At 69.6% G+C, this 21,595-nt stretch carries 19 protein-coding genes; 16 read left to right on the forward strand and 3 right to left on the reverse strand.

What is annotated here, in order from left to right:
• Positions 1-38: 38 nt before the first annotated feature.
• Positions 39-971 carry a signal recognition particle-docking protein FtsY gene (ftsY, locus tag IPN47_07520; protein MBK9407891.1) on the forward strand — a complete coding sequence of 311 codons (933 nt, stop codon included), beginning with the start codon at positions 39-41 and terminating at the stop codon, positions 969-971.
• 45 nt (positions 972-1,016) lie between these two features.
• Positions 1,017-3,119, forward strand: coding sequence for an ATP-dependent DNA helicase RecG (gene recG / locus IPN47_07525; GenBank protein ID MBK9407892.1), 2,103 nt, complete (start codon positions 1,017-1,019; stop codon positions 3,117-3,119).
• 98 nt (positions 3,120-3,217) lie between these two features.
• On the opposite strand, the gene IPN47_07530 is transcribed toward recG, so the two are convergent.
• Positions 3,218-3,811, reverse strand: a complete 594-nt coding sequence (locus IPN47_07530) for a hypothetical protein (GenBank protein ID MBK9407893.1) — start codon at positions 3,809-3,811, stop codon at positions 3,218-3,220.
• 20 nt (positions 3,812-3,831) lie between these two features.
• Positions 3,832-5,325: a HAMP domain-containing histidine kinase gene (locus tag IPN47_07535; GenBank protein MBK9407894.1), complete on the reverse strand. Its 1,494-nt coding sequence runs from the start codon at positions 5,323-5,325 to the stop codon at positions 3,832-3,834.
• Positions 5,326-5,468: 143 nt separating this feature from the next.
• Here IPN47_07535 and asnS point away from each other — a divergent pair, with 143 nt between their 5' ends.
• A complete protein-coding gene (gene asnS / locus IPN47_07540; GenBank protein MBK9407895.1) occupies positions 5,469-6,764 on the forward strand; it encodes an asparagine--tRNA ligase in 1,296 nt (431 codons plus the stop codon).
• Positions 6,765-6,774: 10 nt separating this feature from the next.
• Entirely contained in the window at positions 6,775-7,317 is a 543-nt protein-coding gene (locus IPN47_07545; protein MBK9407896.1) for a DUF1572 family protein, read from the forward strand.
• Between the two features lie 24 nt (positions 7,318-7,341).
• Here the strand turns inward: IPN47_07545 and mazG are convergent, their stop codons facing one another.
• Positions 7,342-8,139 carry a nucleoside triphosphate pyrophosphohydrolase gene (mazG, locus tag IPN47_07550; protein ID MBK9407897.1) on the reverse strand — a complete coding sequence of 266 codons (798 nt, stop codon included), beginning with the start codon at positions 8,137-8,139 and terminating at the stop codon, positions 7,342-7,344.
• Positions 8,140-8,186: 47 nt separating this feature from the next.
• Here mazG and alr point away from each other — a divergent pair, with 47 nt between their 5' ends.
• From alr to fbp, 12 genes are all read left to right on the forward strand, one after another.
• Positions 8,187-9,269, forward strand: coding sequence for an alanine racemase (alr, locus tag IPN47_07555; GenBank protein ID MBK9407898.1), 1,083 nt, complete (start codon positions 8,187-8,189; stop codon positions 9,267-9,269).
• A gap of 11 nt (positions 9,270-9,280) precedes the next feature.
• Positions 9,281-10,453, forward strand: coding sequence for a phosphopentomutase (locus IPN47_07560; GenBank protein ID MBK9407899.1), 1,173 nt, complete (start codon positions 9,281-9,283; stop codon positions 10,451-10,453).
• Between the two features lie 56 nt (positions 10,454-10,509).
• The gene (cdd, locus tag IPN47_07565) at positions 10,510-10,869 is read left to right on the forward strand and encodes a cytidine deaminase (protein MBK9407900.1); all 360 of its coding nucleotides are present in this window, start codon (positions 10,510-10,512) and stop codon (positions 10,867-10,869) included.
• A complete protein-coding gene (locus IPN47_07570; protein ID MBK9407901.1) occupies positions 10,866-11,153 on the forward strand; it encodes a EutN/CcmL family microcompartment protein in 288 nt (95 codons plus the stop codon). The genes cdd and IPN47_07570 overlap by 4 nt, the downstream gene beginning before the upstream one ends.
• Positions 11,128-12,441, forward strand: coding sequence for a hypothetical protein (locus IPN47_07575; protein MBK9407902.1), 1,314 nt, complete (start codon positions 11,128-11,130; stop codon positions 12,439-12,441). Before IPN47_07570 ends, IPN47_07575 begins: the two co-directional genes overlap by 26 nt.
• On the forward strand, positions 12,441-13,586 hold the full coding sequence (locus tag IPN47_07580; GenBank protein ID MBK9407903.1) for a hypothetical protein: 1,146 nt from the start codon (positions 12,441-12,443) through the stop codon (positions 13,584-13,586). Before IPN47_07575 ends, IPN47_07580 begins: the two co-directional genes overlap by 1 nt.
• A gap of 6 nt (positions 13,587-13,592) precedes the next feature.
• Complete coding sequence (locus IPN47_07585) at positions 13,593-14,774, forward strand: hybrid sensor histidine kinase/response regulator (GenBank protein MBK9407904.1); 1,182 nt, start codon at positions 13,593-13,595, stop codon at positions 14,772-14,774.
• Positions 14,771-16,012 (forward strand): MiaB/RimO family radical SAM methylthiotransferase, encoded by a 1,242-nt coding sequence (locus tag IPN47_07590; protein ID MBK9407905.1) that lies wholly within the window; start codon positions 14,771-14,773, stop codon positions 16,010-16,012. The genes IPN47_07585 and IPN47_07590 overlap by 4 nt, the downstream gene beginning before the upstream one ends.
• Positions 16,009-17,349: a tRNA (N6-isopentenyl adenosine(37)-C2)-methylthiotransferase MiaB gene (miaB, locus tag IPN47_07595; GenBank protein ID MBK9407906.1), complete on the forward strand. Its 1,341-nt coding sequence runs from the start codon at positions 16,009-16,011 to the stop codon at positions 17,347-17,349. Before IPN47_07590 ends, miaB begins: the two co-directional genes overlap by 4 nt.
• A gap of 175 nt (positions 17,350-17,524) precedes the next feature.
• Positions 17,525-17,821, forward strand: a complete 297-nt coding sequence (locus tag IPN47_07600; protein ID MBK9407907.1) for a late competence development ComFB family protein — start codon at positions 17,525-17,527, stop codon at positions 17,819-17,821.
• Between the two features lie 20 nt (positions 17,822-17,841).
• Complete coding sequence (locus tag IPN47_07605) at positions 17,842-20,061, forward strand: DNA internalization-related competence protein ComEC/Rec2 (GenBank protein MBK9407908.1); 2,220 nt, start codon at positions 17,842-17,844, stop codon at positions 20,059-20,061.
• Positions 20,062-20,507: 446 nt separating this feature from the next.
• A complete protein-coding gene (fbp, locus tag IPN47_07610; protein MBK9407909.1) occupies positions 20,508-21,533 on the forward strand; it encodes a class 1 fructose-bisphosphatase in 1,026 nt (341 codons plus the stop codon).
• Positions 21,534-21,595: the final 62 nt, after the last annotated feature.

The raw sequence follows: 21,595 nt of genomic DNA on the forward strand, positions 1-21,595 counted from the left end.
CCACCCCGAGTCGCTGGGCGATGCGCTAGTTTTGGCGCATGGCCAGGCTCTTCAAGCGCTCCGACGACCTTCCCAAGCGGTCGCTGTGGCAGCGCATCAAGGATATCGCGCTCACGGACGTCTCTGCGCTCGTGCGCAAGGGGTCACGTGAGGGGTCGCTCGAGCAGATCGAGGAACTCCTGCTCGAGGCGGATTTTGGCGTCGCCACCACGCTGCGGCTGGTGGAGGACGTCGACCGCCTTGCACAGCGAGGCAAGGTGAAGTCGCACGACGAGTTTCTGGAGGCGCTGCGCAACGGCGTCGAGGCGGCGCTGCGGACCGGGAACTCCGACCCGGCGCTTCGACTGGCGCCGACAGGGCCGACCGTGATTCTCGTGATCGGGGTGAACGGGGCGGGGAAGACTACCTTCATCGGCAAGTTGGCGTCGCGCTTTCGGCAGGAGGGGAAGCGGGTGATCGTCGCCGCGGGCGACACCTTCCGGGCGGGGGCGATCGACCAGTTGCGCGTCTGGGCGGAGCGCACCGGGGCGGAGTTCGTGGGGGGGAAGCCCGGGGGCGACCCGGCTGCGGTGGCGTTCGACGCGATCGATGCCGGGGTGATGCGCGGGGCCGACGTGGTCATCATCGACACGGCCGGTCGCCTGCACACGAGCGACAACCTCATGGAAGAGCTGAAGAAGGTCGCGCGCGTGATCAAGCGTCGCATGCCGGAGGCGCCGCACGAGACGTTACTGGTGCTCGACGGGACGATCGGGCAGAACGCGGTGGTGCAGGCGCGCACCTTTTCCGAGGCGGTGCCGGTGAGCGGGCTGGTGGTGACCAAGCTCGATGGGACCGCGCGAGGCGGGATCGTCGTGGCGGTGCACGAGGCGCTGGACGTCCCGGTGAAGTTCATCGGGGTGGGAGAGCAGCTGGCGGACCTCGAGCCGTTCGAGGCCGCGGCGTTCGCGAAGGAGTTGCTCGAGGAGTAAGCGTCGGCGCCGGAAGCGCCTAACCGTTCCCTGCTGGAGCGCCCTGTGGCCGTTCGCCGCGACGACCGTCTTGCCCGTCCCGCGCGCATCACCCTCGACATGCCCGTGCAGTTCCTCAAGGGCGTGGGGGAGCGGCGCGCGCAGCTGCTGCGCAAGCTGGGCATCGAGACGGCGAACGACCTGTTGCACCACACCCCGCATCGCTACGAGGACGCCAGCACCATCACCCCGATTGCCGCGGTGGCGGCGGGGATGGACGTCACGGTGATGGGGCGCGTCATCTCCAAGGGGATCATCCCCACGCGCAAGGGGCTCCGGATCTTCCAGGCGGTGGTGAAGGACGCCAGCGGGATGCTGGAGGTGTCCTGGCCCGGACAGCCGTTTCTCGACCGCACCATCGAGAAGGACGACGTCCTCCTCCTCTCCGGCCCGGTGCGCTTCTACCACGGCCGGCAGCTGCAACCCCGCGAGTTCGTCAACCTGGGCGCCGAAGACTCGGGGAGTGCGCAGGGGCGCGTCCTCTCGGTCTATCCCGCCACCGACGGGATCACCGCCAAGCAGCTGCGCGCGCTGATCGAGCTGCACCTCAACGCGCTGTTGGCGCTCGTGCAGGAGCACCTCCCGCCGTCGGTGCAGCAGGCGGCCGGCGTGGCGGGGCTCGTCGACGCCCTGCGGAAGGTGCACCGCCCGTCGTCGGTGACCGAGGCCAACGAGGGGCGCGATCGCCTGGCCTTCGACGAGTTGCTCTTCGTGCAGCTGCTGCACCGCCGCGCCAACGCCCTCGCCCGGGAGCCGCGCCGGGGCATCGTGTTCACCAACCGGCGTACCCTCACGTCGCAGCTCCGCACCACGCTCCCCTTCGCGCTCACCGGGGCGCAGGTCCGTGCGCTCAAGGAGATCGCCGCCGACATGTGCTCGCCGCGTCGCATGCATCGCCTGCTGCAGGGCGACGTGGGGAGCGGCAAGACGGTCGTGGCGTTGTTCGCGGCGCTGCTCGCCGTGGAGAACGGGTACCAGGCGGCGGTGATGGCCCCGACGGAGCTGCTGGCCGAGCAGCACGCGCGCACGCTGACGAGGCTCCTCGAGCCGTTAGGCATGCGCCCCGAGCTGCTGACGGGGAGCCTGGGGGCCGCCGAGCGCCGGCGGGTGGACGAGCGCCTCGCGTCGGAGGCGCCGCTGGTCGCGGTCGGGACGCACGCCCTGGTCACCGAGCGCACGCGCTTCGGCAAGTTGGGCTTCGTGGCCATCGACGAGCAGCATCGCTTCGGGGTCGAGCAGCGCGCGGCCCTCAGCGCCAAGGGGGAGGCGCCCGACGTGCTGCTGATGAGCGCGACGCCGATTCCGCGTTCGCTGGCGCTCACGCTCTATGGCGACCTCGACGTCTCGATCCTCGACGAACGCCCCCCGGGGCGCAAGCCGATCACGAGCGCACTTCGCCCCGAGGCCGCGCGCGAACGTGTCCTGCAGTTCGTCGACGCGCAGGTGGCCAAGGGACGCCAGGCGTACATCGTCTATCCGGTCATCGAGGAGTCGGAGAAGACCGACCTCAAGGCGGCCACCACGATGCACGCCGAGCTCTCGTCAGGCGCCTTTGCCGGTCGGCGCGTGGCGCTCCTGCATGGGCGCCTGCCCACCGACGAGCGCGACACGATCATGCGCGCCTTCCGCGACGGTGCGGTGGACATCCTCGTCGCCACCACGGTGATCGAGGTAGGAATCGACGTGGCCAATGCCACCGTGATGCTCATCGAGCACCCGGAGCGCTTCGGCCTGTCGCAGCTGCACCAACTGCGCGGACGCGTGGGGCGCGGCGCCGAGGAGTCGTTCTGCATCCTGCTGGGCGACGTGGGGCAGGAGGCGCACGAACGGCTCTCGCTCTTCACGGCCACCGAGGACGGTTTCGAGATCGCCCGGGCCGACCTGCGGCTGCGCGGGATGGGCGATCTCTTCGGCAAGGCGCAGTCCGGCGATGCTCCGTTCAAGGTGGCCGACCTGCTGCGCGACGAGGCGCTCAACGATCGCGCGCGCGACGCGGCACAGCGCCTCCTCGAGGCGGACCCCGGGCTCACCGCTGCCGAGCACCTGGGGATCCGCACCGTCCTCACCTCGCGCTACGCCCGCGCCCTCGAGCTCTTTCGCGTCGGCTAGCCGTCACGACCCGCGACCGGCGCAGCGGCCAGCTGCCTCCGCGGAGCGTCACCGATCGCGTCGAGGACTCCGAGCGGCGGCTGACGGACAGCTCTTCGCTATTGGGGCTTAGGGGAGAGCCGGCGCTTGATGCGCTCCAGCTCGGCCGTCGTCCGGTCGATCACGTCGTTGAGGCGGCGGATTTCGTCGTCGCGTGCCTTTTCCCGAGCATCGGCGGACGCGCGCACGGTGTGCAGCAGGGTGCGCGTGGAGTCGAGGGACTCCACGACCCGTCGCAGGATCAATGCTTCGGCATACCGCGAGAGCGCCGACCCGCCGCTGAGGTACGTGTCGTAGAGCGCCATCGACTCGCGCGGCGTTGCCTCGCGATTGGCGGGATCGGTCTTGAGCAGGGCACGCCAGAAGTCGCTCTCGGCGCCGTCGGATGTACCGGCGTGATCGACCGAGAACTGCGTCAGCACCTTTTCGGCTTCGTCGAACTTCCCAGACTCGGCAGAGCGCAGCGCGGCCGCCAGCGTCCCCGGCCACGGCGAGATGGGGGGCGCCGGGGCGACGACGATGGGAAGCGTCGGCTCCGGGGCCGGCGCGGGCGTGGGACGGCACCCCGCGAGACTCCCGGCGGCGACGACGCATGCGCCGATGGCGAAACGGGCGCCGGCACGCGCGCGGCGACGGCCGTCGATCGTGATCATGGTCCTGATGGTGGTCGCCCTCATACCTCGGGGGCCTCCTCGAGTTGGTGAAGCGGGGCCAGGCGCGTGGCCGCCGAGCGGATCGGGAGGTGCAACGTGAAGCTGGTCCCCACCCCCACCGTACTCTCGACACCAATGGTACCCCCGTGCGCCGTCACGATCCCCTTGGCGATGGCGAGCCCCAGCCCTGTCCCCTTGATCCCGGTCGTCTGGTTGTTGGCCTGGTAGAACTTCTCGAAGACATACGCCAGTTCGGTCGCCGGGATTCCGGCGCCGGTGTCGCGAACGCTCATGCGCACGCCGGAGTCGTCGCGCGAGACGTCGAGGTCGACGCGTCCGCCGCCGGGAGTGAACTTGAAGGCGTTGGACAGGAGATTCCCCAGCACCTCGTTGATGCGCTCGGGATCCCAGCGGACCTCGGCGGGGAGGTCCTGGCCGCGCGTGACGGTGAAGCCGACGTTCCGCTGGATGGCGAGGACGCGGAAGGTGCGTTCGAGGTCGCCGAGGAAGGCGGGCAGGGGAAAGGTGCGCGGTTCGACCTTGCCACCACCGGCCTCGAAGCGGGAGACGTCGAGCAGCTGGCGGACGAGGCGCGAGAGCGACTTGCTCTGGGCCGTAAGCGTGGTGACGATTTCGCGCTGCCGCTCATTGAGGTCGCCGTAGACGTTTTCCTGCAGGAGTTGCAGGTAGCCCATCACGACGTTGATCGGCGTCTTGAGTTCGTGCGAGGCGACGGAGATGAATTCGGCCTTGAGTCGGTCGAGTTCGCGGAGCTGCGTCGCCATCGAGTTGTACGACTTGGCGAGGCGCCCGAACTCGTCGCGGCGCTGAGGCGCGAGCTGCAACGGGTGGCCGAAGTCTCCCTCGGCGACGGCGCGCATCCCGGCGTCGAGCTCATCGATGGGGCGCGAGACCGACTGCGTGAGCCAGAGGCCGATGAGCACCGCGAGGACCGCGGCGGCGGCCAACAGCCGCAACGAGGTGTCGCGCGAACGCACCGACTCGATGGCGATGTCGTTGACGCGCTCACGTGTCCGATCCTGGTTGGCCTGCTCGGAGAGGGCGACGATGCGCTCGATGTCATCGATGGGTGGGCCGATCGCCTTGTCGATCACCGAGTCGGCTGTGGCGGTGCGTCCCGCAGCAGCCAGTTGGTGTGCGTGATCCGACTCGTCGGCGATGGCGCGCAGCGCGCCGCGCACCCGGTTGATCCCCGCGATCCCGTTGACCTGGTCGAGCGAGTCGACGAGGATGCGGACCGCGGTGAGCTTCTGGTCGAATTGGGTGAGCGTCGCTTCCTCGGGGAGGATCGAGAGGTAGTCCTTGGCCTGGTCGAGCTCCTGCACGGCCGCCCGGACCTTGCCGAGCACGACGGCGGCCTGGAACTCCTGGTCGCGAATGCGCTCGGTGTCCTTCCGCAGTTCGCGCAGGGAGAGGAGCGACAGCCCGACGGGGACGAGCATCAGGGCGACGATGCCTCCGATCCCCATGGCGAGGCGTGTACGCAGCATCATGGCTGCACGCTCCCAACGTTGCGGGGGGGGCGCACGAGACCACACAGCGGGTGACGCCCGCGGCGCTGCGCGTCCGTTGCACGCCCTCTGGAGCATCCGTAGCTTTCGCCGCTCATCATCCCCCTTTGCTCCCCGTCGTGTCCATACCGAACGCTATCATCTCCGCGCTCCCGCAGCACGTGGGCGGCCCTGTCACCGTCCGTGGCTGGGCGACGCACCTGCGCTCCTCGGGCAAGATCGCCTTCATCGTCATGCGGGACGGGACCGGTACGCTGCAGTGCGTCCTGGTCAAGAACCAGCTCCCGCCGGACGTCTGGGCGCGCTTTAGTGAGCTCAGCCAGGAGACCAGCGTCGCCGTCACTGGCGAAGTTCGTGCCGAACCGCGTGCCCCCGGTGGATACGAGATGGGGGTCACAAATGTCGAGGTGCTTGGCCCCTCGCCGCTCGACTATCCGATCCAGCCCAAGGAGCACGGGATCGATTTCCTGCTCGACAACCGGCACCTCTGGCTCCGGTCCCCGCGGCAGGTCGCGATCATGCGTATCCGCCACGAGGTGGAGCAGTCGATCCACGATTTCTTCTACGAGCGCGGCTTCATCCACGTCGACACGCCGATCCTGACGGCGGCGATCGGGGAGCGCTCGGGGCTCTTCTCGACCGAGTACTTCGACGAGGGGAACGCGTATCTGGCGCAAACGGGGCAATTGTACGGGGAGGCCGCGGCAGCCGCACTGGGGCGAATCTACACCTTTGGCCCGACCTTCCGCGCCGAGAAATCCAAAACGCGGCGCCATCTCACCGAGTTCTGGATGATCGAGCCCGAGATGGCCTTCTACGATACGCACGATAACATGCGGCTGCAGGAAGATCTTGTGACGCATATCGTGCAGCGCGTGCTCGCGCGTCGTCAGGCGGAATTGCAGGAGCTCGAGCGCGACATTTCCAAGTTGGAGAAGGTCGCTGCCCCGTTTCCGCGCATCGACTATACCGACGCGGTCGCGACGCTGCAGGCCAAGGGGAGCGCGATCACGTGGGGCGACGACCTGGGTGCCGAAGACGAGTCGCTGCTCGTGGCGGACTACGAGACACCGATCTTCGTCTGCAACTATCCCAAGGAGGCCAAGGCCTTCTACATGAAGGAGAACCCCGCCGATCCGCGCACCGTCCTGTGCGACGACTGCCTGGCCCCGGAGGGGTACGGTGAGATCATCGGCGGGTCGCAGCGTGAGGACGACTACGACAAGCTGCTGCACCGGATCCACGAAGAGCAGCTGCCGGTCGACGCGTACGGCTGGTACCTGGACCTGCGCAAGTACGGCACCTTCGTGCATTCCGGCTTCGGCATCGGGCTCGAGCGGACGATCGCCTGGATCTGCGGCACGCCGCACATCCGCGAGTGCATTCCGTTCCCCCGCATGATGCATCGCCTGCGTCCGTGAGACAGCTCGCGTGACCTTCGACGTCGGGACCCGCTTCCTCGAGCGGTCGCGGTACTACCTGGGGCTCGAGTACCCCGCCAAGATCCGGTCGGCGGTCCTGGCGTTGCCGGCCGAGCGGCTCTGGTTCCGACCCGACCCCGCCAGCAACAGCGCCGGCAACCTCGTGCTGCACCTGGCGGGGAATGTGCGCCAATGGGTGGTGAGTGGGATTGGGGGCGGCCCCGACGTGCGCCAGCGCGACGAGGAGTTCGCCGCCGCGGGGGGGATGGATGCGGCGGAGTTGCTGGAACACCTCGAGAAGGCGCTGAGCGAGGTGGATGCCGTCCTCGCGCGCCTCACGTCGCCGTCGTTAGGTGAGGTGCGGCGCATCCAGGGGCGCGAGACGACGGTGTTCTCGGCGCTCTATCACGTCGTCGAGCACTTCGGCGGACACACCGGACAGATCATCCTGCTCGCCAAGCTGTACGCGCCGGGAGAGATCCGCTTCTACGAGGACAGTGGGGGGCTGGCGCGCCCGACCTTTCTGGGCGATGGCCGGAGCGACGTGGAGTAGGCGTTGCGCCGCCGGGCGCCGACCCTAACGCGGCGCGGCGCGTTCGGCCGCCTTCACCTCGTCCCACAATCCGTCGAGCACCGCGAGCCCCGCCGTCTTGACGTCGATGCCGCGCTCGGCCGCCAGCTGTTCGATCCCCGAGAACCGGCGCGCGAACTTGGCGTTCGCCTTGTCGAGGGCGAGTGAGGCGTGGACCCCCGCCTTGCGGCAGAGGTTGACCACCGCGAACAGCAGATCGCCCAGCTCTCCCTCCACTGCCTCGTGCGCGGCGTCGTGCTGCGGGGCGCCGTGCGGCGAACGATTCACGGGCGTCGCGTCGATCTGTTCACGCACCTCGGCGAGTTCTTCGGCGACCTTGTCCGCCGGGCCCTGCACGTCGTCCCAGTCGAAGCCGACGCCGGCGGCGCGATCCTGCAGGCGGTGGGCGCGGTGCAGGGCGGGGAGCCCCATCGGGAGCCCCTCCTCGATGGAGCGCCGTTTGCGCGCCTTGAGCGCTTCCCACGCGACGCGCTCGCCGTCGCCATACAGGTGCGGATGGCGCGCGTGCATCTTGGCGATGAGCCCGGCGGCCACATCGCCGATGTCGAAGTCGCCCGCCTGCTCGGCGACGACGGAGTGGAAGAGGACCTGCAACAGGACGTCGCCCAACTCCTCGCGCATCTGCGCCACGTTTCGATCGCGGAGCGCGTCGTCGAGCTCGTGCGCTTCTTCGACGAGATAGGGGCGAAGCGACTCATGCGTTTGCGCCGCATCCCACTCGCATCGGGCGCGGAGATCGCGCATCAGCGCGAGCGTATCTTCAAGCGTGGCTTTAGCTTGCATAGTCTCCTCCGAGGGCCTATACTACCCGCCCCGCACGCCCCTGGTCAATGGACGCCGACCTCCGACGCGCCTGGGTCGACATTGACCTCGGCGCGTTACGACAGAATGCCCGTACGATGGCTGCCCGCGCGGGCAAGCCACTCCTCCCCATGGTCAAGGCGGACGCCTACGGCCTGGGTGCGGTGGCGGTGGCGCGGGCCCTCGAGCCGATGGACGTGTGGGGATTCGGGATCGCCGCCGTGCGTGAAGGAGAGGAGCTGCGCGCGGCCGGCGTTCGGCGCCCCATCCTCGTCTTCACCCCGCTGCTCCCCAGCGAATTCGCCGAGGTGCGTCGGCTCGGGCTGACCCCGACGTTGGGTGACCCCGCCGCCATCGCGGCCTGGGTCGAGAGCGGTGGGGGGCCGTGGCACCTGGCGATCGACACGGGGATGAGCCGGGCCGGAATTCCGTGGCGAGAAGTGGGAGGTATCGCCGGCGCCGTCGCGTCGAGCCCGCCGACCGGTGCCTTCACGCACTTTCACTCGGCAGAGCGAAACGACGGGTCGATGGACGTGCAGCAGGAGCGGTTCCGCGGCGCCCTCGAGGCACTCGGGACGCCGATCCCGCTCCTGCACGCCGAGAATAGCCCGGGACTCGAGCGGCAGTCGCCGTCTCCCTGGAGCTTTGCGCGTCCGGGCGTCTTCCTGTACGGCGTCGGGGGCGACGACGGCTCGGCGGTGCAGCCGCAGCCTGTGGCGAACCTGCGCGCGCGCATCGTGGAGCTACGCACCCTCGAGGACGGCGACACGGTGAGTTACGGCGCCACCTACCGGGCGCACGGCCAGCGGCGCATCGCCACCCTGGCCGTGGGCTATGCGGACGGCTATCGACGCTCGTTGAGCAATCGCGGCGAGGTCCTGGTGCATGGGCGCCGGGTCCCGGTGGCGGGGATGGTCACCATGGACATGACGATGGTCGACGTCAGCACCGTGTCGTGTCACGTGGGGGACGTGGCAACGCTCATCGGGGGTGATGGTGACGAACTGATCGACGTGAACACGGTCGCGCGACTGGCGGAGCTTTCGCCCTACGAGATCCTGGTTGGCCTCAGGCTGCGCGTCCCGCGCCGGTACACGGGGGGCGAGGGGTGAGCACGTCCACGGTGGCCTCCGGTCGTCGCGCGGCGCTGATCGTCCTCGATGGCGTGGGGATCGGGGCGGCGCACGACGCCGGGGAGTATGGCGACGAGGGGAGCAACACGCTCGCCAACACGGCGCGTGAAGTGGGAGGCTTCGATCTCCCCAACCTCGAGTCGTTAGGACTGGGGACGCTGGAGCACCTGGCGGGGATGCGTGCCGACGTCCTGGCGACGGCGGCGCGCGCGACGTTGCAGCCGGCGTCGGCCGGGAAGGACAGCACCACCGGGCACTGGGAGCTGTGCGGGGTCGTCCTCGATGCCCCGTTCCCCACGTATCCTCGCGGCTTTCCCCACGAGGTCATCGCGGAGTTCGAGCGCCTAACGGGGCGCCCGGTGGTGGGGAACGTGGTCGGGAGCGGGACCGACATCATCCTGCGCCTGGGGGACGAGCAGGTCCGCAGCGGAGGGTTGATCGTCTACACGTCGGCCGATTCGGTCTTCCAGGTGGCGGCGCACGAGGCGGTCGTGCCGCTCGAGGAACTGTACCGGGCCTGCGCCGCGGCGCGGGCGATGCTGGTGGCGCCGCACAACGTCTCGCGCGTGATTGCCCGACCGTTCGAGGGGGAGTCCGGGGCGTATCACCGGACCCCGAATCGCCGCGATTTCTCCCTGGAGCCGGTCGGCGAGACGCTGCTGGACGCGCTGGAAGCGGCCGGTGTGGCGCGCCACGGCGTGGGGAAGGTGGACGACCTGTTCGCGGCGCGTGGCATCTCCTCGCACCATACGGCCGACAACGCCGACGGGATCGCACGGATCCAGGCGTGGCTTCATGGCAAAGAGAGTGGGTTCCTCTTCGCCAACCTAGTAGATTTTGACCAGCTCTTCGGGCACAGAAACGACGTCGCGGGGTTCTACGGGGCTCTGCGGCAGTTTGATCATGCCCTCCCGTCACTGCTTTCCGCCCTACGCGAGGACGATCTCCTGTTCATCACGGCCGATCACGGCAACGACCCCACGACCCTGTCGAGCGATCATGCGCGCGAGCGCGTGCCGTTGCTCGTGGCAGGGCCGGCGGTGCGTCCGGTGATGGTCGGCGAGCGGGCGAGCTTTGCCGACGTGGGGGCGACGGTCGCCGAGTGGTTCGCACTGGACTTTCGCGGGCGCGGGACGTCGTTCCTCCGGGAGATCCTCGCGTGAGCGCGCGACAGGGCGCGCCCGACCTCGCGGGACTCGTGACGCTGGCCCGTGAGGCGATGCAGCGCGCCTATGCGCCCTACTCGGGATTCCGGGTCGGGGCCGCGCTGGTGGCCTCCGACGGGCGCGTCTTCGCCGGCTGCAACGTGGAGAACTCGTCGTACCCGGCCGGGATCTGCGCGGAGCGTGGGGCCGTGGCGAGCGCCGTGGCGAGTGGCGTGCGCGCGTTCTCGTCGATCGTGGTCGCCACCGAGGCCGACACGCCGACGCCGCCGTGCGGCATCTGCCGGCAGGTGCTGGTGGAGTTCGCCCCGGCGTTGGAGATCGTGAGCGTGACCACGGGGGGCGCCACGGCGCGTTGGGACCTGCGGGAGCTGCTGCCGGCCCCGTTCACCCCGGCGTCGCTGGCCCACGCATGAAGCTCGGCAAGGTGATCGGGAGCGTGGTTTCGACGCGGAAGGATCCGTCGTTGGAGTCGCTCAAACTGCTGATTGTCGAGAACCTGACCCCGGCGCTGGAGCGCGAGGGGGGCTACGTCGTGGCCATCGACAGTGTGGGTGCGGGCGCAGGTGAAGTGGTGTTGTACGCGACCGGAAGCTCGGCGCGCCTGACGGCGGTCACCAAGGACCGCCCGGTGGACGCCGTGATCATGGCCATTGTGGATAGCTTCGACATAGATGGACGTGTTACCCGACTGGCGTAAGCCCGCGCGCACGCGCGCGAGCTCGCGGGCGCGAGCACGCGTTCGCGCCCTGCTCCTCTTCGTCGCGTTAGGCGCGGGCGTCGTGGCGTGCGGGGAAGACCTGGAGAGCGGGGCCGCCTGCCCGGTGCTCTGTCCCGGGCAGAACCTTGCCGTCTTCGACACCACCTTCGAGGCGGTGTCGCTGGACACGACCGTGCTGGGGATCCCTGGCTTCGGCTCCGAGGGGTCGTTGTACCTCGCGCACCGTGGCGACACGCTCGACGTGCGCGCGGTCGTGCGCTTCGACTCGCTGCCGTCGACCTTCTCCAAGAACTCCGGGGATTCGACGATCACGCGGCTCGACAGCGCCTACGTCGTCTTCGCGGTCAGCGCCGAGGGGACACGCGTGAAGGGGAACGTGCGCCTCGACCTCTTCGACGTCGATACGGCCGAGGCGGACACCGTCGAGACCGTGGTGAAGTCGCTCTTCCGTCCCGATCGCCTGATTGGTGGCGTGACGCTCGACTCGGCGTCGGTCAAGGACTCGATCAAGGTCCTGATCAACAACGCGGTGATGCTGCGCAAGGTCGCCGCCAAGGCCCGCCTTCGCGTCGGTGTGCGGCTGACAGCGGCCGCCGGCGGGGAGATCGAGCTGGGGTCGCTCGATGGCGGGGCGACCCCGTTCCTTCGCTTCGACCCGGCCCCCGAGGACACGGCGATCCGGGCGCTCACCGTGGCCCCGGCGTCGGGCACGCCGACGTCCGATGCCTTTGCGGCCGCGGACTTCGCCGACTACACCCTCGTCTTCAAGACGCCGGCGGCGCCGACTGGAGCGGTCCTGAGCGTGGGGGGCATTCCCAATCGGCGCGCCTTCCTGCGCTTCAACGTCCCGTCGCGCATTCTCGACTCGTCGACGGTGCTCCGGGCGTCGTTGATCCTGACACAGCAGCCCAATCGCACCATCAATGCCAAGGACACGCTGACGATCGTGCCGGAGTTGTCGATCGCCGGCGACGATGTCAGCGATGTCACGCGCTCGGCGCTGCTGCTGGCGGGCTTTGCCTTCGACACGATGAAGGTGGCGCCGGGGGACAGTGGGACGCGTGTCCTGGAAGTGGCGACGGCTGTGCGGCAGTGGGCGACGGCCTCCGCCTCGACCATCAAGCAGCAGCAGGCCCTCGTCCTGCGCTCCACGCGTGAGGGGACGAGCCCGTTCCAGTTGTACTTCGCCTCGCGGGAGGCGGCCGCTGCGCTCCGTCCGCGACTGCGCGTGAGCTACGCGCTGCGCTCCAGCTTCGGGATTCCGTGATGCGTGCTCGTTTTGGTCGGCTCGCTGCCGTTGCCGTCGCCCTCGTGGCGGGTGTCGCGCCCGCCGGTGCCCAGGGGACGTTGAGCACGCAGGGTTTCGGATATCCGTTGGGCGGCTTGAGTACCCGTGCCTCGGCTGCGGGCGGGGCCCTCGGGGAGTTCGATCACCTGTCGGGGCGCAATCCGGCGGCGCTGAGCGGGTGGGGGCGTTCGGGGTTGTACTTCCAGTACGATCCCGAGATGCGGCGCATCAACGTGGGCGATGCGTCGGACAAGACGACGACGGCGCGCTTCGGCTCGATCGCCGCCGGCTTCCTGATCGGGACGCGCTGGGTCGTCGGAGTGTCGAATCACGCCTTCCTCGATCGCTCGTGGGCCACCAGCGTGCGGTCAGGGCAGCGGCTCGGAGACGACTCGGTCTCGTTCACCGAGACGTTCAACTCGCGCGGTGGCATTGGCGAGAACCGGTTGGCGGTCTCGTACCAGCTGCACCCGCGCCTCCTGCTCGGGGCCGGGTTGCACCTGTTCTCGGGCGAGAACCGCATCAACCTGCAGCGGCAGTTCGACGACAGCGTGCGCTACGGGTCGTTGGACCGCGACATCACGCTGTCGTACACGGGGACCGGCGCGTCGGCGGGGGTGATCCTCAACCCGGTGCGCGGCGTGTCGCTCGCGGCGTCGTATCGCCACGGGGGGACGATGCGCCTGCGCGTGGTCGACACCATCCGGACCGAGGCCAAGGTCCCTTCGCGCTTCGGCGCAGCGCTGCGGCTCGACGTCATCTCCGGCCTCACGCTGCTGGCCAGCGCGGACCGCAACGAGTGGTCGAAGCTCAACGGGCTGGGATCGACGACGGCCCGCGGACTCGATGCGTGGGAGTATGCGGCAGGGGCGCAGTTCGCCGGGCAGCGGACGCGCAACACGGCGTGGACCTACAGCGTCGGGTATCGGCAGCGCGACCTCCCGTTTGCGGCGGCCGGCTCGGTCGTCTCGGAGAAGATCTACGCCGGCGGGGTGTCCGTGCCGGTGGCGGGGCCGCGGGCGATGCTCGACCTCGCGCTGCAACGGGCGGCGCGCGACGCCGCATCGGGCACCACGACCGAACGGGCGTGGCTGCTGAGTGTGGGGTTGTCCGTCCGTCCATGAGGTCGCATGACCGGCCTGGCGCTCGATGCCCCGCTCATCCTCGTTGCCGATGATTCCGACGCCAATTGCGAACTGCTCCGGGAGCAGCTGCATTCGTTAGGCTTCCGCACCGTCGTCGCGCATGATGGTCCGGCGGTGCTGGAGGCCACGCTCTTCCAGCGCCCGCACCTGGTCATCCTCGACGTGCACATGCCGTCGGGTGACCTGAACGTCGAAGACGGCGCGACCGGCTTCGAGGTCTGCCGCCGTCTCAAGCGCGATCCGCGCACGGCCAGCACCCCCGTCATTTTCATCACCGCCCTCAACGACACCGACGATCGTCTCAAGGCCGTCGAGGCCGGGGGGGATGACTTCCTCGCCAAGCCGCACAACCGCCTGCTGCTGGGGGCGCGCGTGCGCTCGCTGCTCAAGCTCAAGGCGGCCACCGATGCACTCGAGGAGTCGTTCCGCCGCCTGCGCGAACTCGAGCGCGTGCGCGACGACCTGATGAAGATGATCGTGCACGACCTCAAGACGCCGCTCACGTCGATCCTCGCGACGCTCGAACTGCTCGGCGACGGGGATCTTGGGCCGCTCAGCGAGCGGCAGCATGGTGCCGTGACCGACACGCACGGCAAGGCGGAGGAGCTGCTGACCCTCATCGACGACCTGCTCGAGGTGCGCCGCATCGAGGAGACCTCGATCACGTTGCACCTGGAGACGATCGAGCCCGGCGAACTGCTCGAGGAGATGCTGCGCGACTGGGCGCTGCGCTTCCAGCAGGAGCAGACCGTGGCCGCCGCCGACGTGGCCCCCGACGCCCCGCGCTTTCGCGGCGACCGCGGGATGCTCAAGCGCGTCTTCGGCAACCTCATTCAGAATGCGCTCGTGCATTCGGGGGAGCCGATCGAGCTGACGCTCGTGGCCCGCCCTGATCCCAACGGCATTCGCTTCACGGTCATCGACACCGGCCCCGGCATCGCCCCCGAGTACCACGACGTGATCTTCCAGAAGTTCGAGCAGGTGCGCTCTGCCCATGCGCCGCGCGTGCGGACGTCTGGGCTGGGACTCACCTTCTGCCGGCTCGTCGTCGAGGCGCACGGGGGACGCATCTGGGTGCAGAGCAGCGAAGGGGCGGGGAGTGCCTTTCACTTCATCCTCCCGCTCGACATGTCCCTGACGAACAGCGGCGCGACCGACGGGCGATGAAGGTCTTTCTTCGCACGTACGGCTGTCGCGCGAATCAGTACGATTCCGAGACGGTCCGCGCGATGATCGCTCGGTCCGGGGGGGAGGTGGTCACGTCGCCCGCGGAGGCCGACGTTGCGATCTTCAACTCCTGCGCGGTGACGACCGAGGCTGAAGCGGAGTTGCGGAAGGGGGTGCGGCGCGCGGCGCGGCAGCGGCCGGGACTGCGCACCCTCGTGATGGGCTGCGTGACGGCGCGTGACCACGGGGCGCTGCGCGCGCTCCCCACGGTGGAGCACCTGGTGGCCGGGGCCGATTTCGCGGCGATCGCTGCCGCGCTCGACCTGCCGGCAGAAGCGTTAGGCGCGGCGGCCGCCCAGCAGGGCACGCGCGCGCTGCTCCGCATCCAGGACGGCTGCGACGAGCACTGCACCTTCTGCGCGACCACGCAGGCGCGCGGCGCCCAGCGGTCGCGCCCCGCCGACGCCCTGGTCGACGAGGCGTTGCAACTGTCGGAACGTCACCCGGAAATCGTCCTCACCGGGATTCACATCGGCAGCTACGGACGCGACCGCGGGACGTCACTCGGCGCCTTGGTCGAGCGGCTCGTGCAGGCCGTGCCGTCGGCGCGCTTTCGCCTGTCGTCGGTCGAGGCGACCGAGGTCGACGCCCGGCTCGCCGCGCTCTTTCACGAACCGGCGCACCTCGTCCCGCACCTCCATGCCCCGCTGCAGTCGGGGAGTGACCGGGTCCTCAGGCGGATGGGGCGCCACTGGTACACGGCGCGCGAGTACGGCCGTGCGGTCGAGCGCCTGGCCGCGACGCTCCCGGTCTTTGGGCTGGGCGCCGACGTGATCGCCGGCTTCCCAGGGGAGACGGACGCGGACCACGCGGAGACGCTCGCGTTGGTGGCCGCGCTGCCGTTCACCTACCTCCACGTCTTTCCCTTCTCGTTGCGACCGGGAACGGCGGCCGAGCGGCTGGTTGGCGACCTCCCCGGTGGCGTCGTGCAGCAGCGTGCGCGGGCGCTGCGGGACGTCGCGGAGGAGAAGGCGCGCGCCCATCGGGGGCGGCGTGCCGGGGCGCTGGCCGACCTCGTCGTGGTGGGGCACGACGTCCGGGAGGGGGTGACCGAGGATTATCTTTCGGTCGCCATCGCCGCCCCGTCACCCCCTCGTGGAACACGCCTCGCCGTGCGACTCGAGGGCGACGCGCACGCGCTGGTGGCTCACCCCCTCGCCCCGGTTGCAGCGGCATGACCCACGACGCACGTGCCACGGTCTTCATCGAGACCTACGGCTGCCAGATGAACGTGAGCGACTCCGAGCTGATGCTCGGCTCGCTCGTCGCGGCCGGGTATGCCCCCGTCGACACCCCGGAACTGGCCGACGTCATCCTCCTCAACACCTGCGCCATCCGCGACCATGCGGAGCAGCGGGTGATTGGTCGTTTGGGTGAGCTCAAGCGCTCCATGAAGGCGGGGAGCATCGTGGGGGTGACGGGGTGCATGGCGCAACGCCTTGGGCCGCAGCTCCTCGACAAGGCGCGACACGTGAGCCTCGTCATCGGGCCCGATGGCTATCGTGCCCTCCCCGAGCTGGTGGGAAAGGCGCGTCAGGGCGAACGCGCGGTCCAGACGTCGTTCGACCTCGAGGAGCACTACGAGGACTTCGCCCCGCGCCGCTTCGACAAGGTCAAGGCGTGGATCCCCGTGCAGCGCGGCTGCGACTACCGGTGTACCTACTGCATCGTCCCGTTTACCCGCGGCTCCGAGCGCAGCCGCCGGCTCGACGACGTGGTGCGGGAGGCAGAACAGGTCGTGAGCGAGGGGATCAGCGAGATCACGCTCCTGGGCCAGACCGTCAACTCCTACCATGATGGGGATCACGGTTTCGCCGAGCTGCTGCGCGCGGTTGGAGCGGTCCCCGGGGTCCGTCGCCTGCGCTTCACGTCGCCGCACCCGAACGACTTCAGTGACGCGGTGATCGACGCGATGGCGGAGGTCCCCGCCGTCTGTGAACACGTGCACCTGCCGATGCAATCTGGCTCGACGAGCATGCTCAAGCGGATGCTGCGGCGCTACACGCGCGAGGAGTACCTCGCCTGCGTCGACACGTTGCGCGCCCGTATCCCGGGGATCGGGATCACCACCGACATCATCGTCGGCTTCCCTGGGGAGACGGACGCGGAGTTCGAGGAGACGCTCTCTGCGGTGCAGGCCGTCGGCTTCGACGACGCGTTCACCTTCAAGTTCTCGCCGCGCGACGGCACTCCGGCGACGCGCATGCCCGAGGAGTGGACGGTCCCCGACGCGGTGTCGGCCGAGCGATTGGGACGCTTGATCGAGGCGGTCCGCGCCGGCGCCCGCGCGAGGAACTTGCGAATGCTGGGAGAGCGTCGCGAGGTGCTGGTCGAGAAGCCCGCCAAGCGCGGCGAGCTGCTGCAGGCGCGTTCGCGCGACTACAAGACGGTGCTGCTCCCCGGAGACGAGTCGTTGGTCGGGCGCTACCTGACCGTCGAACTCACGGGCACGACTGGCTCGACGTTCACGGGGACGGTGGTGCAGGAGCGCTCCCCCCTTCCGGTGGCGTCCTAGCCGGCGGTCGTGCCGAGCGGGCTCCCGCCTTGCGGTGTGGAAGTGTGCGCTGCATCACGCACGACCGCCGGCAACTCCCGCCGTGTGACCCCGACGGTCCCCCAGATCGTCTGCTGTATGGCGGCGTCCGCTTCGCTGCCCCGCACGCGCGTCTCACGGCTCACACGATGGTTCGATGCACAACGCTCTCGAAGAGGTCGTGGGGGAGGTCTTCGAGCAGTTGGCGCAGCGGCATGCGCACTTTCGTACCTGTGCGCAATGCCGTGATGACGTCATCACGCATACGCTGAATCAAGCTCGTCCCAGGTACATCAGCGGGTCGCTGATCGGCTCAGCGGTCACGCGCGTGGCGCTGTCGCACGGACAGGCGCGGGCCGAACTGGCCGTGCTCGTCCTCGATGCCATGCGCCGGGTGACCGCGCGCCCGCGCCACCCCCGTCCCACTGCGGCGGAGGAGCTCGCGCCGGGCTAACCCTGGGATGCAGGAGGGGGATGCCCCTCGTCACCTGGACGTTCGTGGCCTATGCCGCCGGTCTCGCCCTGGGATTCGGCGGCGTCGCCGTCGCGGCGGGGCTCGCGGCGATTCTCGCGGCCGTCGCCCTCGGCGTGGCCCGGCGGTGGGTCCTGGCGGTGTCGGCGTTCGCGATGGCAGGAGGGGCGGTGGTGGCCGAGCTGACGCGACGTGACGACGAGGCGTGCCGCCTGGCCGTTCGGCGGACGGGGCGGGCGATCGTCGAGCTGCGCACGGCGCTGGCCCCCGGACGTGCGGCGCGGGCGGTGGGTGCGCAGCCGGGATGCGGGGTTCGCGCGCGCGTGCGTGTGCGAGCCGGGTCGTTCGCCGCCGGGAGTCGCGTGGCGGTGCAGGGCGACTTCGCCTGGCGCGGTGGGGCGCTCGACGTCGCCGATGCGCGCGTGCAGCTGCTGCGCCCTCCGGGACGCCTCGCCCGCTGGCGTGCGCGGACCGGTGCGCGCATCGATGCGCTGTACGGCGCCGATGCGCCGCTGGCGCGCGCCCTCCTCCTGGCCGACGCCGACGACATCGACCGGGCGCTCCGGGATCGTTTTGCCGACGCCGGGATCATCCACATGCTCTCGGTCTCGGGGCTTCACGTGGGGATCATCGCCGGGGCGGTGCGCACGCTCGTCGTGGGGGCGCGTGCGCGCCTGCTGGCCGCCGATCTTCTGTCGTTAGGTGTGACGATCGCCTTCGTCGCCTTCATCGGCGCCCCGCCTCCGGCCGTGCGGTCAGGGGCCATGCTCGTCCTCGGGGTGGTCGCGCGCGTGCGGCAACGCCCGACGTCACCGTGGGGGATCTGGGCCGCGTCGTGCGCGTTCCCCCTGTGGGAGCCGCGCGTGGTCCTCGATCTGGGCTGGCAGCTGAGCGTGGCCGGGATGGCCGGCCTCCTGGCGAGTGGGACGCTGGTGCGGCGCGCGACGCGGCGACTCCAGGGGTGGCGTCGCACCGTGGTCTCCTCCATGGTCGCCACGAGTGTGGCGTCGGCCGCGACGGCGCCGCTGGTGGCGTGGGTGTTCGGGCGCGTCAGCCTCGCCGCGGTCGTGACCAACGTGGTGGCGGCTCCGCTCTTCGGCGTCGCGCAGCCACTCCTCTTTGCCTCACTCGTGGCGCTCCCGCTCTGGGGCGTCGCGCGCCTCCTCGCCGAGGCGGCGCGGAGCGCGCTCTGGCTCATCGATCGGGTGGCGTGGGGCGGGGCGGCGCTGCCGCTGGCGGCGGTGCGCGCCGAGCCCGATGCGACGACGGCGTTGCTCCTGGGCGTGGGGGCGGTGGCAGGGGGCGTGGCGCTCACCGGGCGATGGTGGCGGCGGCCGGCGCTGGTGTCGTTAGGCGCGCTGGCCGCCGCCACCTGGTGGCCGTCGCTCCGTCCCGGCCCTGGTCGGCTCGAGCTGCACGTGATCGACGTGGGGCAGGGCGATGCGCTCGCCGTGCGCTCGCCGCGCGGCCGCTGGTTGCTCGTCGACGCGGGCGGCGGATGGCAGGGGGGAGACGCGGCGGCCTCGATCGTCTGGCCGTACCTCCGGCGCCATGGCGGCGATGTGGTGTATCTCTCGATGTCGCATCCGCACCTGGACCACATCGGCGGCATGGCGACGCTGCTCGCGCGTGCCGCCGCCGACACCCTCTGGGATGGCGCGTACGTATCCGGAAACGCGGTGTATCGCGACGTGCTGCGGACGGCGCGCGGATTGGGGCGCCCCTGGCGACGGGTTGCGGCTGGCGACAGCGTCGCCTTCGATGGTGTGATGGTCACGGTGCTCGCCCCGGATTCGTCGTGGCTCGCCGGGCTGGCGCGCGCGGGGGAGGTCAACGAGGCGAGCGTCGTGCTGCAGCTGCGGTTCGGGCGTCGGCGATTCCTGCTCACGGGAGACGCCGAGGGGGGGGAGGAGGCGTGGATGGTGGCGCGTTATGGTGCGTCGCTGGCGAGCGACGTGCTCAAGGTGGGGCATCACGGGAGCGTCACGAGTACGACACCTGACTTCCTGAATCTGGTTCGTCCGCGTGTGGCCCTCGTCTCGGTCGGCAGTGGGAATCGCTATGGTCATCCCTCTCAACGAGTGTTGCAGGCGCTCGACGAGAGCGGGGCGTACCTGTTGCGCACCGACGACGACGGGACGATCGTCGTGTCCACCGACGGCAAGGACCTCGAGGTTCGGGCGAACGGGGGGCGATGGCGTGATGTGGTGCGAGGACGTTGAAGGGCGTGATGATCCTGCGGCTTTTCGTGCGGTCAACCCGGGCAGGCGATGCTGAGACGAGCGCTGAAAACGATTGCAGGGGAGGATGAGCCGCTACCGCGAGACATGGTGGAGCGGTTTCCCGAGCTCGCCGTGATGCGGGTGCGTCGCGGTGGGCTGCCGCCGCGAGTGGGAGGCTGGTGCCTCGGGCAGTCGACGGTCGCCGGCATCACCTTCGGACGCACCGTCTGGCTCGGCACAAACGTCCACGCGTCGGCGGAACTACTCTTGCACGAGCTTCGGCACGTTCACCAGTTTGCATCCGTCCGAGCGTTCCCCCTGCGTTACGTGTGGGAGAGCCTGCGGCGCGGTTACCATCACAATCGCTTCGAAGTGGAGGCCCGGCAGTTCGCGGCCGAACGCGTGCTTCCACCACACGAAGTCCCATCCAGCGAGGGCGCGTAGACGTGGTCAAGCACACCGCCACCTCCGTCGTCACGATCGAGCGGTTCATCATCGAGCAGGAGAGGATGTTTCCCGAAGCGACGGGTTCTCTCTCTGCCATCCTCTACGACATCGCGCTCGCCGCGAAGATGATCGCCAGCAAGGTGCGTCGCGCCGGACTGGTCGACATCCTCGGCGCGATGGACACGCAAAACGTCCAAGGGGAGATCCAGCAGAAGCTCGACGTCTTCGCCAATGAGACCATCATCAAGGCGATGGATCATACGGGGCGGTTGTGCGCGATGGCGTCGGAAGAGGAGCCCGACATCATCAACATTCCCGAGCAGTTCAAGTGCGGGAATTACGTCCTCCTCTTCGATCCGCTCGACGGATCGTCCAACATCGACGTCAACGTGCCGGTCGGGACGATCTTCTCGGTCATGCGGAAGATCACCCGCGGGCCGCACGGCGAGATGGAGGACATGCTGCAGCCGGGGCGCCGCCAGGTGGCGGCGGGGTACATCATCTACGGCTCCAGCACGATGCTCGTCTACACCACCGGTCAGGGGGTGCACGGCTTCACGCTCGACCCGTCGATCGGCGAGTTCCTCCTGTCGCACGTCGACATCAAGATCCCAACGCGTGGCCGCTACCTGTCGACCAACGACTCCTACGAGCAGTACTGGAGCGACAACGTGAAGGCGCTCATGCGGCGCTATCGCGGGCTCGATGGCGAACAGAAGGCAATGAGCGTGCGCTACGTGGGCTCCCTGGTGGCCGACTTCCATCGCAACCTGCTCGGCGGCGGCGTCTTCGCCTATCCGGCCAACACGCAGTCCCCCCGCGGCAAGCTGCGCCTGCTGTACGAGGCCAACCCGCTCGCCTTCATCGCCAAGGAGGCGGGGGGCGCGGCGATCGACGGCGTGCAGGACATTCTCGACGTCCAGCCCACCGAGTTGCATCAGCGCACACCGCTGTACATCGGCAGTCGCGACGACATCAACACCGCCCGCGAGCTGCTCGCGCGCGAACTCGCGGCCGTCGGCTAGTTCACCGGCCGGGCGCTCCCCCACCGAACGGGACGAACCTCCGCGGTTCGTCCCGTTCGTCG

It is taken from the genome of Gemmatimonadota bacterium, from assembly GCA_016719105.1.
In the GTDB taxonomy this organism is placed as follows: domain Bacteria; phylum Gemmatimonadota; class Gemmatimonadetes; order Gemmatimonadales; family Gemmatimonadaceae; genus SCN-70-22.

What these genes read in the sequence shown, in the direction of transcription:
- ftsY (MBK9407891.1), top strand. Translation starts at nt 39, where the DNA reads ATGGCCAGGCTCTTCAAGCGCTCCGACGACCTTCCCAAGCGGTCGCTG.
- IPN47_07530 (MBK9407893.1), bottom strand. Translation starts at nt 3,811, where the DNA reads ATGATCACGATCGACGGCCGTCGCCGCGCGCGTGCCGGCGCCCGTTTC.
- IPN47_07535 (MBK9407894.1), bottom strand. Translation starts at nt 5,325, where the DNA reads ATGATGCTGCGTACACGCCTCGCCATGGGGATCGGAGGCATCGTCGCC.
- mazG (MBK9407897.1), bottom strand. Translation starts at nt 8,139, where the DNA reads ATGCAAGCTAAAGCCACGCTTGAAGATACGCTCGCGCTGATGCGCGAT.
- alr (MBK9407898.1), top strand. Translation starts at nt 8,187, where the DNA reads ATGGACGCCGACCTCCGACGCGCCTGGGTCGACATTGACCTCGGCGCG.
- cdd (MBK9407900.1), top strand. Translation starts at nt 10,510, where the DNA reads ATGCAGCGCGCCTATGCGCCCTACTCGGGATTCCGGGTCGGGGCCGCG.
- IPN47_07570 (MBK9407901.1), top strand. Translation starts at nt 10,866, where the DNA reads ATGAAGCTCGGCAAGGTGATCGGGAGCGTGGTTTCGACGCGGAAGGAT.
- IPN47_07575 (MBK9407902.1), top strand. Translation starts at nt 11,128, where the DNA reads ATGGACGTGTTACCCGACTGGCGTAAGCCCGCGCGCACGCGCGCGAGC.
- IPN47_07580 (MBK9407903.1), top strand. Translation starts at nt 12,441, where the DNA reads ATGCGTGCTCGTTTTGGTCGGCTCGCTGCCGTTGCCGTCGCCCTCGTG.
- IPN47_07585 (MBK9407904.1), top strand. Translation starts at nt 13,593, where the DNA reads ATGACCGGCCTGGCGCTCGATGCCCCGCTCATCCTCGTTGCCGATGAT.
- IPN47_07590 (MBK9407905.1), top strand. Translation starts at nt 14,771, where the DNA reads ATGAAGGTCTTTCTTCGCACGTACGGCTGTCGCGCGAATCAGTACGAT.
- miaB (MBK9407906.1), top strand. Translation starts at nt 16,009, where the DNA reads ATGACCCACGACGCACGTGCCACGGTCTTCATCGAGACCTACGGCTGC.
- IPN47_07600 (MBK9407907.1), top strand. Translation starts at nt 17,525, where the DNA reads ATGCACAACGCTCTCGAAGAGGTCGTGGGGGAGGTCTTCGAGCAGTTG.
- IPN47_07605 (MBK9407908.1), top strand. Translation starts at nt 17,842, where the DNA reads ATGCCCCTCGTCACCTGGACGTTCGTGGCCTATGCCGCCGGTCTCGCC.